The organism is Streptomyces alkaliphilus, from assembly GCF_014141535.1.
Lineage (GTDB): Bacteria > Actinomycetota > Actinomycetes > Streptomycetales > Streptomycetaceae > Streptomyces > Streptomyces alkaliphilus.
Genome location: NZ_VKHT01001252.1, coordinates 1 through 1,236 on the forward strand (window position 1 = coordinate 1; position 1,236 = coordinate 1,236).

The window sequence follows — 1,236 nt, forward strand, 5'->3', positions numbered from 1 at the left end:
GCTCGGGCCCGAGGGGCCCTCCCTGGCCTGGTGGCCACATCTCGCCCTTCCGCAACAACTGCAGCCGACAAGGGACCGGGGTTCGCCAGCCGCGACAGCTCGAGTTCGTATCTGCTTTCCGGGCGGGGGTACAGGTCATCGGGTGGCTTGAGGAAGTCCTGGTGGAGGAGCAACCGACAGGGGTGGGCCGGGCCCGGTTCGCTGCAGCGCCGTGTCCCTGTTCACCGGCTGGTGTCCGGGTCGGACGGTTCCCCGGCAGGGCTCCGGTACGCGGTCAGTGACGGGATACAGCCCCTCAACGAGCAAGTTCGGCACCATCTCTTCTTCCGGTATCAAGGGGGCGGCTCGGGGAGGATAGGGAAAGGCTGGTGCCGGTGGCCGTCGGGCAACGAACCTGCAGCAAGACGCCGACCGGGCATCGCCCGATCTGACGAGGTGGGAACCGGCCCCCGGAGCCTGTGGCGGCACGGCTGTCCAGGCGTCGGTGTTCCCCGGGCCCGATGAAGCCAGAAGGAACCTCCCGGAGCAGGCCCGCCGAAGCGTTCCTCCGGCACATCGTGCTCGGCAACGGCGCATCACGGCGAGAGAAGGGAACCGAAGAGGCATTGTTGCCCCTTCTCCGCAAGAAGTCCTTCCCCGAGCATTCGGGACCAAGTGGGCGTGGCGGCCCGGCAGTGACCCGTCCCACCGCACCATGTCCGTGAGGGGGGAGGAAGACGCGACCTGGCGGCCCCGGCGTCGGCACCGACAACGGCCTTGGTACTGGTGAGCTTGCTTGTTCAACTGTCGTCAGTTCTCTGTGGTGCCCGGCCGGATGGTGACCGTAGGTGGTCTCCGGCGGCGTATCGGCTCCAGGTGCCTCCGGCCTCGGACGCGAGCTTGGCTGTGGTGACCCGGTGATAGCCGAGCGCCTCAGCGATGACCGGCGCGGGCAGTTCCAGAACGTGTTGCCGGATTGCCGCTGTGCGGCCAGCGATGCCGTAGACGGCTGTGGCGGTGGTGAGGGCGTTGGTCCACTGCTGGCTGTGGGCGGTCAGGAGGGCGGTGGCGGTGACCAGGAGCCACAGCAGGGCCGGGTGACCGGCGTCCGGCTGGGGCCGTCGCGTCGTGTTCACAGGTGGACTCCTTTCGTGCCGGTCCCGGGGAGCGGGGGCGGCGCTTCCATCCGCTCACACCTGCCGGGCCGGGATGGGAAAAACCTCGCGGGGCGGGCCGTGGGCCGGTCCGGGCCCCGGG

1 protein-coding gene is annotated in these 1,236 nt (G+C 69.5%); it reads right to left on the bottom strand.

Features of this window, described 5'->3' with window-relative positions:
* Positions 1 to 779: 779 nt before the first annotated feature.
* Positions 780 to 1,115, bottom strand: a complete 336-nt coding sequence (locus FNQ90_RS27790; RefSeq protein WP_228471555.1) for a hypothetical protein — start codon at positions 1,113 to 1,115, stop codon at positions 780 to 782.
* Positions 1,116 to 1,236: the final 121 nt, after the last annotated feature.